The sequence below is a fragment of the Modestobacter lapidis genome, assembly GCF_054780755.1.
On sequence record NZ_BAAGVS010000019.1, the window covers coordinates 66,824 to 75,078 of the forward strand.

General features: G+C 74.6%; 8 protein-coding genes. 5 read left to right on the forward strand and 3 right to left on the reverse strand.

Annotation, left to right across the window (positions count from 1 at the left end):
• The first annotated feature begins 8 nt into the window (after positions 1–8).
• Together ACYVG5_RS16530 and ACYVG5_RS16535 are read left to right on the forward strand one after the other, a co-directional pair.
• Complete coding sequence (locus ACYVG5_RS16530; RefSeq protein WP_222050182.1) at positions 9–2,288, forward strand: SpoIIE family protein phosphatase; 2,280 nt, start codon at positions 9–11, stop codon at positions 2,286–2,288.
• A gap of 38 nt (positions 2,289–2,326) precedes the next feature.
• Positions 2,327–3,325 (forward strand): Acg family FMN-binding oxidoreductase, encoded by a 999-nt coding sequence (locus ACYVG5_RS16535; protein ID WP_460683358.1) that lies wholly within the window; start codon positions 2,327–2,329, stop codon positions 3,323–3,325.
• 51 nt (positions 3,326–3,376) lie between these two features.
• On the opposite strand, the gene ACYVG5_RS16540 is transcribed toward ACYVG5_RS16535, so the two are convergent.
• A complete protein-coding gene (locus ACYVG5_RS16540) occupies positions 3,377–5,695 on the reverse strand; it encodes a HelD family protein (RefSeq protein WP_222050184.1) in 2,319 nt (772 codons plus the stop codon).
• Between the two features lie 195 nt (positions 5,696–5,890).
• On the opposite strand from ACYVG5_RS16540, the gene ACYVG5_RS16545 reads away from it, so the two are divergent.
• Positions 5,891–6,136 (forward strand): hypothetical protein, encoded by a 246-nt coding sequence (locus ACYVG5_RS16545; protein WP_222050185.1) that lies wholly within the window; start codon positions 5,891–5,893, stop codon positions 6,134–6,136.
• Between the two features lie 67 nt (positions 6,137–6,203).
• Positions 6,204–6,941 carry an alanyl-tRNA editing protein gene (locus tag ACYVG5_RS16550; protein ID WP_222050186.1) on the forward strand — a complete coding sequence of 246 codons (738 nt, stop codon included), beginning with the start codon at positions 6,204–6,206 and terminating at the stop codon, positions 6,939–6,941.
• 40 nt (positions 6,942–6,981) lie between these two features.
• On the opposite strand, the gene ACYVG5_RS16555 is transcribed toward ACYVG5_RS16550, so the two are convergent.
• Positions 6,982–7,242: a Txe/YoeB family addiction module toxin gene (locus ACYVG5_RS16555; protein ID WP_222050187.1), complete on the reverse strand. Its 261-nt coding sequence runs from the start codon at positions 7,240–7,242 to the stop codon at positions 6,982–6,984.
• A complete protein-coding gene (locus tag ACYVG5_RS16560) occupies positions 7,239–7,697 on the reverse strand; it encodes a type II toxin-antitoxin system Phd/YefM family antitoxin (RefSeq protein ID WP_460683359.1) in 459 nt (152 codons plus the stop codon). The genes ACYVG5_RS16555 and ACYVG5_RS16560 overlap by 4 nt, the downstream gene beginning before the upstream one ends.
• Positions 7,698–7,908: 211 nt before the next feature.
• On the opposite strand from ACYVG5_RS16560, the gene ACYVG5_RS16565 reads away from it, so the two are divergent.
• The coding region (locus ACYVG5_RS16565) for a DUF222 domain-containing protein (RefSeq protein WP_460683360.1) at positions 7,909–8,255 on the forward strand (347 nt) is incomplete at its 3' end.

An 8,255-nucleotide genomic window follows, 5' to 3' on the forward strand; every position in this document is an offset into this window, starting at 1 on the left:
GCCGGGCCATGGCGGCCGAGCGCCGGCGTGACGACGCCGGGCGCGCGCACCTGGACCAGCTGCTGGAGGACGATTCGGCGGACCTGTACGAGAACGCCCCGTGCGGCTACCTCTCCACGCTGCCCGACGGGACGATCGTCAAGGTCAACCGGACCTTCTGCGCCTGGACCGGGCTGGCCGGCGAGCAGCTGCTGCGCACCAAGCTGCGCGACCTGCTCAGCGTCGGCGGCCAGGTCTTCCACGACACCCACCTGGCGCCGCTGCTGCGCATGCAGGGAGCCGTGCGCGAGGTCGCCCTGGACGTCGTCCGGGTGGACGGCACGCTGCTGCCGTGCCTGGTCAACGCCGTCGAGGTGCGGGACGGCGAGGGCGCCCCGGTGATGGTGCGCGCGACGCTGTTCGAGGCCACCGCCCGCCGGCGGTACGAGCGGGAGATCCTGACCGCCCAGCGGTCAGCCGAGGAGTCACGGGCGCGGGCGCGGACGCTGCAGCAGGTCGTCGAGGAGCTGGCCGGCGCCACCTCGGTCGCCGACGTCGCGGCCGTGGTCGTGGACCGGGCGCGGGCGGCGCTGTCGGCCCGCGGCGTGGCGCTCTGGCTGGTCGGCGACGAGCCCGACGAGCGGGCATCGGTGCCGGTCGGCGGCGGGCCGGGGGAGAGCGGACCGACCCTGGTGGTGGCCCGCAGCGAGGGGCTCCCGCCGGGGCTGCTGGGTGAGCTGGCCACCGCGGCCGGCGGACGGGTGGCCCTGGAGCTCGCCGAGGGGCTGCGGGTGCTCACCCCCGGCGGGCGGCTGCGCGAGCAGCGGCCGGAGCTGGACGCCGCGCTCGTCGCGGGCGGGCTCACCGCGCTCGTCGTCGTCCCGGTGACCGTCGACACCCGACGGCTGGGCGTCCTGGTGCTGGGTCTGGGCCGGCAGGAGGGCGAGCTGATCTCGCTCGCCGAGCCGGTGGACGGCGAGCTGCCGGCCGGCGACGTCGACCTGCTCTGGACCCTCGGGCGGCAGGCCGGCCAGGCGCTGGAGCGGGCCCGGCTCCACGAGGAGACGACCCGGCAGGCCGAGCGGTCGGGCTTCCTGCTGCACGCGGCCCGGCTGATGGCCGCTGCCACCGGTGTGGCGGAGACGGTCGAGCGCCTCGCCGACCTCGCCGTGCCGCGGCTGGCCGACATGTGCGTGCTGGACCTGGCCACCGAGCACGGCGTCCAGCGGGTCGTGGCCCGGCACGGCGATCCGGCGAGGCAGCACCTGGTCGACACGCTCCGCGAGTGGGCCCCACCGGCGCGCGACCTGCCGTATCCGGCGCAGCGGGCGCTGGCCGAGGGCCGCACGCAGTGGTTCTCCGCCGTCGACGACGCGTGGCTGGCCACCGTGGTCCGTGATCCGGTGGAGCTGCGGACGGTGCGCGCCCTGCAGCTCACCAGCATCGTCGCCGTGCCGCTGGTCGCGGAGGGGCGGGTGCTGGGCGTGCTCACCCTGGGCGCGGACCGGCGGCGGGGTGCGTTCACCGCCGCGGACGTCGAGGTCGCCGAGCAGCTCGCCCACCAGGTCTCCCTGGTCATGGCCAAGGCGCAGCGGTACGAGTTCGAGGTCCGCACCTCGCACACGCTGCAGGCCACGCTGCTGCCGCCGCCCCCACCGGAGGTCCCCGGGGTGGCGGTGGCGGTGCGCTACCTGGCCGCCAACCGGGGAGCGGAGATCGGCGGCGACTTCTACGACGTGGCGCCGCTCGGTGAGGGGCACGTGGCGATCGCCGTCGGTGACGTGGTCGGGCACGACATCACCGCGGCCGCCACCATGGGCCAGCTGCGCAGCGTGTACCGGGCGCTGCTGGTCGAGTCGCCGTCGCCGTCGGCGGTGATCGACCGGTTGCAGGCCAGCTGGCCGCTGCTCGGCCTGCAACGGATGGCCACGGCCCTGTTCGCGTCCCTGGACCTGCCGTCGGGCGAGCTGCGGGTCGCCTCGGCCGGCCACCCGCCGCCGCTGCTGATCACCGACGGCCACGCCGAGTTCCTGCCGGTACGCCCCACCCGGATGCTCGGGGCGCCGCCGGGGGAGGCGGCGGAGTGGACCGGCGTGGTGCCCCCGGGAGCGACGCTGGTGCTGTTCACCGACGGCCTGGTGGAGAGCCGCTGGAGCGACATCGACGCCGGCCTGGCCCGGTTGCTGGCTGCCGCCACCCGGGTTCCGACCACCGACCCCGATGAGCTGTGCGACCGGCTGCTCGGCGACCTGGCCGGTACCCACCGGTCCGACGACATCGCGCTGCTGGCCCTCACCCGCCGCCCGTAGGGTCAGGGGCAGGACGACCGAGGATCGTGGAGGCCGACGTGCTCGACGCGGATCAGTGGCAGCAGGTGGTCGGGCAGGCGGTGCGCGCGCCGTCGATCCACAACACGCAGCCGTGGCTGTTCGCCGCGACCGGCGACCGGCTGGACGTCCGGCTGGACCCCGGGCGGGCGCTGCCGGCGATCGACCCGACCCGGCGCCAGCAGGTGGTGAGCTGCGGGGTCGCGGTGCACTTCGCCGTCGTCGCGCTGGCCGCCCTGGGCCACGCCGGCGAGGCGGAGCTGGTCCCCGACCCGGCCGACCCCGACCACCTCGCCACGATCCGGGTGACCGGGGCGCGGGAGCCGTCCGCGGCCGAGCGGGAGCTGGCCGGGGCGATCGCCCGGCGGCACACCGACCGGCTGCCGTTCCTCGACCGGCCGGTGCCGACCGGGCTGGTCGACGAGTTGCAGGCCGAGATCGGCCGGGACGGCGTGTGGCTCAAGCCGGTGAGCCGGGAGGACGAGGAGGCCGCCACGGTGTTCCTGCTCGGCCAGGTCGAGCAGCTGGAGCAGCGCGACCCGGCCTACCTCGCCGAGCTGCACGCCTGGACGCGCACCGACCCGACCGCCTCCGACGGCGTGCCGGTGGCCGCGCTGCCGGAGGGGGACCGGTCGCGGCGGCCGTCCAACTGGCTGGTCCGCGACTTCGTCGCCGACCCGGGGGCGGCTCGCCCGCCGGCGCCGGCCGCCGCCGACGACGAGCCGCCGCCGTCGGTGGAACACCCCGCGGTGCTGCTGCTGGGCACGATGTCCGACGACCGGGCCGGCTGGCTGCAGGCCGGGCAGGCGCTGGGCCGGCTGCTGCTGCGGGTCACCGTCGCCGGGCTCGCGGCCTCCCCGCTCACCCAGGCGCTCGACCAGCCGTGGGCGCGCAACCGGCTGTCGCACCGGCTCGCGCTGGTGGGTCACCCGCAGATGCTGCTGCGGCTGGGGTACCCGGCCGGGGAGGCCGTGGCCAGCGGGCGGCGGCCGGTCGCCGAGGTGCTGCGGGTCGACTGAGGCAGCGGACGACGGTGCTGCCGCCCGCCCCCGCCGGCGGGGTACCGCCGCTCAGGCGGTGACCAGGCGTGCCAGCTCGGCCGGCAACGCGCCGGGGGAGAGCACGCCGAGCCGCTGGGTGGCGCGGGTCAGCGCGACGTAGAGGTCGCTGTACCCGCGCACCCCCTCGTCGAGCACGCCCTGCGGGTCGACCAGCAGCACCGAGTCGAACTCCAGGCCCTTCGCCTGCTCGGGCAGCAGCACGACGGGCCCGGCGGAGGAATCGGCGTCCGGCCCGGCCGTGACGGCGGGCAGCGTCTCCTGCAGGGCGGCGAGGACGGCGGGCAGCCGGGTGCGCGGAGCGAGCACCGCCGTGGTGCCGCCCTGCGCGGCCAACTCCGCGGTCGCGGTGGCGACCCGGGCCGGCAGCTCGGCCGCCGGCACCGCCGCAGCCCACGGCGGGACGCCGGAGCTGCGCACCGACCGGGGGGCCGCCAGCAGCGACCCGCCGGCGGCCAGCACGTCGGCGGCCACCGCCATGATCTCGGTCGGGGTGCGGTAGTTGACCGTGAGCTCGGCCAGCCGCCACTGGCCCTCGGCGTGCGGCTTGAGGACGTCGGCCCAGCTGTCGGCGCCGGCCAGGCTGCCGGTCTGGGCGAGGTCGCCGACCACGGTCATCGAGCGGGTGGGGCACTTGCGGACCAGCAGCCGCCAGGCCATCGCCGACAGCTCCTGGGCCTCGTCGACCACCACGTGCCCGAAGGCCCAGGTGCGGTCGGCGGCGGCCCGCTCGGCCGTCGTCCGGTAGTCGGCCAGTTCCTCGCGCTCGGCGAGCCCGGCGGCATCGAGCAGGTCGCCGGCGGTGAGCTCCTCCCCCTCCTCGTCGTCCTCGAGGTCGGTGGAGCGGGAGCCGTGGAGCAGGTCGAGGGTCTGCTGCGCCGACGCCCTGGCGCGGCGCTGCCGGCGTTCCTCGGCGGCCCGCTCGGCGGAGTCGTCGAGGCCGAGGAGCTCGTCGGCCTCCTCGAGCAGCGGCACGTCGGCGGGGGTCCAGTCGCCGGTCGGCGCGCGGTGCAGCAGGGCGCGGTCGGCGTCGTCCCAGCCGGGGGTGACGGCGGCGAGCCGGTCGGGGTCGGCGAACAGGTCGGTGAGCAGTCGCTCGGGGGTCAGCCGCGGCCAGAGCTCGTCGACCAGGGCGCGGACCGCGGGCTCGGCGCGGATCTCCCGGCGGATGGCGGCGACATCGCCGGCGTCCAGCAGGCCGGCGCCGCCGCGGACGTCGGCGCCGAGCCGGTCGGCGTAGCGCTGGGCGACGAGGTCCACGACGGCCCGGGCGAAGGCGCCGCGCCCCAGGTTGTGCAGCCGGGAGGCGCGCCGGCCGACGGTCCGGGCGCGGGACAGGTCGGCCGGGCGGAGCTTGATCGGCACCCCGTCGACGACGATCTCGCGGACCCCGCGCGGCACGGTCTGCCGCTGCTTCACGGCCTGGGTGAGCACGTCGACCATAACCAGCCGGCCCTTGACCTCGGCGACCTCGGGCCGCTCGTCGGCGCGGGCGTCGATGCCCGGCCGGAGCTGGCCGAGCCCGGACAGCAGCACGCCGGTCTCGCCGAGCGCGGGCAGCACGTCGGCGATGTAGCGCAGGAAGGTGGGGGTGGGCCCGACGACGAGCAGTCCGCTGCGGGCCAGCCGGTCGCGGTGGGTGTAGAGCAGGTAGGCGGCGCGGTGCAGCGCGACGGCGGTCTTGCCGGTGCCGGGGCCGCCCTGCACGACGAGCACCCCGCGGGCGTCGCTGCGGATGATCCGGTCCTGCTCGACCTGGATGGTGCGGACGATGTCGGTCATCCGGCCGGTGCGGTCGGCGGTCAGCGCACGCAGCAGCGCCGCCTCGCCGGTGAGGGCGGTGGGGTCGCCCTCCTCGCCCTCCGCGAGGACCAGCACCTCGTCGTCGATGTCGGTGACCCGGCGGCCGAGGGTGCGGATGTGCCGGCGGCGTGCCACGCCGTCGGGGGAGAAGGCGGTGGCGGTGTAGAACGGCCGGGCCGCCGGGGCGCGCCAGTCGACCAGGGCGGGGTCGCCGCCGGGATCGTCGGCGGCCAGGCCGGTGCGGCCGATGTAGAGCGGCTGCGGAACCTCGGTGCGGTCGAGCCGGCCGATGACCAGGCCGGGCTCGGCGGCATCCAGCATGGTGATGCGCCGGGCCTGGAAGTCGGCGGCGGCCTCCCGCTCGCCGAGGGCCTGCGGATTGCCGGCGACCGGCCCGGAGATGGCCTGCTCCATCCGGGTCACCGCCCGGGCGCGGGCGGTGTCGAGCCGGCGGTAGAGGCCGGTGACGTGGTCCTGCTCGGTGGCCAGGTCGGGATGGGGTGCGACGTCGCGGGACGAGCTCGACAACGGGGTGCTGCTCCTCGGTGAGGGGTGCGGACGACGGCGCGTGGACGTGCTCCGTGGCGACTGGCAACCGTACGGGGGGCCGCGCTTCTTCCCGCGCCCACGGTCGCGGCCACGCCCGTTCGGCTCGCAGGTAGATCATCATCTCGGTATCCTGTGCCTGACCAGGGCGTTCGCCGAGGAGAGGGGCTGTTCCCGATGAGCTCGTACCGGTACAAGCCGAGTAGACCCGCCGCCGTGCTGGGGATCGTCGTGGGGATCGGGATGCTCGTGTTCGGCGTCACCCAGTTCAGCGACGCGGAGGGGGGCGGCCAGGCCTTCCTGGTGTTCTGGTGCATCGCGGTGGTCGCCATCACCTCGCTGAACACGTGGGCGGCCTTCTCGAAGAAGGGATCGCTGGCCACGTTCAGCCGGGTGCCCGACGAGGACTCCTCCCCGAGCTGAGGGCCGACGCACCCCTTCACGCGCAGGGCTCGCCGCGCCCTCGGGCGGCAGCGGGCACGATGACCCGGTGGAGACCACGTACGGACACGGACGCACCCACCGGTTGGACCTCGTCGACGCGACCGTGCGGGAGTGGGACGCGACGGTGGTCGCGTCGGACCCGGAGACGGGGATCGTGCTGGACCGGTCGGCGTTCTATCCCGGCGGCGGCGGGCAGCCGCCGGACGAGGGCGTGCTGCTGTGGGGTGGGGTGCGCACCCGGATCGCCGGCACCCGGCGCGGCGACGAGCTGTACCTGCTGCCGGCCGACGGCGACCCGCTGCCGCCGGTGGGCACGGCGGTGCGCGGAGCCCTGGACGACGACCGCCGGACCGCACTGATGCGCACCCACTCCGGCCTGCACGTGCTCACCGGCGTGGTGTTCCGCGACTTCGGGGCGCTGGTCACCGGCGGCAACATGGAGCCGCTGACCGCCCGGATGGACTTCGACCTGGCCGAGGTGCCGCCCGACTTCAAGGACCGCATCGCCGAGTCGGTCAACGCCGAGCTCGCCGCCGACCGCCGCATCGAGGTGAAGGTGCTGCCGCGGGACGAGGCGTTCGCGATCCCGGACATCATCCGGACGGCGACCAACCTGCTCCCGCCCGACCTGGAGGAGGTACGGATCGTGGACATCGTCGGGCTGGACACCCAGGCCGACGGCGGCACCCACGTGGCGTCCACCTCGATGGTGGGCCGGGTCGAGGTGGTGAAGATGGAGAGCAAGGGCCGCGGCTTCCGCCGGCTACGGGTGCGGATCGTCTGACGACGTGACGCATGGCCGGCTCGTCGTCCCATGCGACGCCTCAGCTGCCGTAGTGGTAACGGCAGGCAGCTATGCGTATCTCGTCGTCGTTGATCCGGTAGATGAGTCGGTGCTCATCGGTGATGCGCCGCGACCAGTAGCCGTGGAACCCGTGCTTCAGGGGTTCCGGCTTGCCGATCCCGTCGTTGCCGTGGCGGTCGACGTCCGCGATGAGGGTGTTGATTCGTTTCAGGATCTTTCGGTCCTGAGTCTGCCACCACAAGTAGTCATCCCAGGCGCTTTCGTCCCAGACCAGCCTCACTCAACGAGACCCCGCTCGACCCCCCGACCGGCTTCGAGCCGATCGATGGACGCGAGCAGTCGACGGGCGTTCTCCGGGCTTCTGAGCAGGTACGCGGCTTCCTTCAACGACTCATAATCGTCGAGCGACACCATGACCACCGGATCGTGCCCGGCGCGGGTGATCACGACCTCCTCGCGGTCGTTGACGACCGCGCTGAGCGTCTCCGCATACTTGGCGCGGGACTCTGAATAGCTCATCGTTCGCATGACCGACCTCCATCCGCACGTACATAAAACTGTACGTGCAGGTCCAGGGCGACACAAGGGGCGCGTTTCGCGCGGGTCGGCGATGCCCATCGCGACGCCGGTCTCCTGGAGACGGGCGTCGTGCGCGTGCGCGGCGTCCCGTACCGCGGCGTCGGTGCGGTCGTAGCCCGCCCCGTCCCCGTACCTGATCGTCACGAACCTGGGCACTGTGTCTCCTCTCGTTCGGACCGGTCGGATCCGACTGGTCGTCGCGTCGTCCTTCGCGCCATGATCGGGTGATCCGGTGGAGACTGCCACCAAGACCGGGGGCCGCCTCCTGACGGGTCGTTTCGCCGCCCTGAGCTGGACTTTCATCTTGTGATGGTCGTTGGCTCGCGGTAGGCTTCGAACATCAGTTCGAGTCGCTGCGGGAGGTGTCATGGGCGAGTTGTCCTCGGCTCTGGACGCGCTCGCGGCTGAGGATCTGCACGGGTTGAGCGATGGGTTGGTGCTGGATCGGGTGGCGGAGCTGGTGCGGGTGGTGAACCGGGCCACCGCCGAGCTGGCCCGGACGGTGCGGCACGCGGGTTGCACGCAGGCCGTCGAGTACGACGGGTTGAAGAGCACGCGGTCGTGGTTGATCGGGCATCCGCGGCTGGCGCCGGCCGAGGCCTCCCGGATCGTGCGTTCGGGTCGGGTGTTGGAGCACTTCCCGGTCATGGCCGCGGGGTTCGCTGCCGGGGACATCACTGCCGCCCAAGTCGACGTGGTCGCCGGCGCGGTCGG

Coding starts and splice junctions, on each gene's coding strand:
- ACYVG5_RS16530 (WP_222050182.1), top strand. CDS start 9: ATGGCGGCCGAGCGCCGGCGTGACGACGCCGGGCGCGCGCACCTGGAC.
- ACYVG5_RS16545 (WP_222050185.1), top strand. CDS start 5,891: ATGAGCTCGTACCGGTACAAGCCGAGTAGACCCGCCGCCGTGCTGGGG.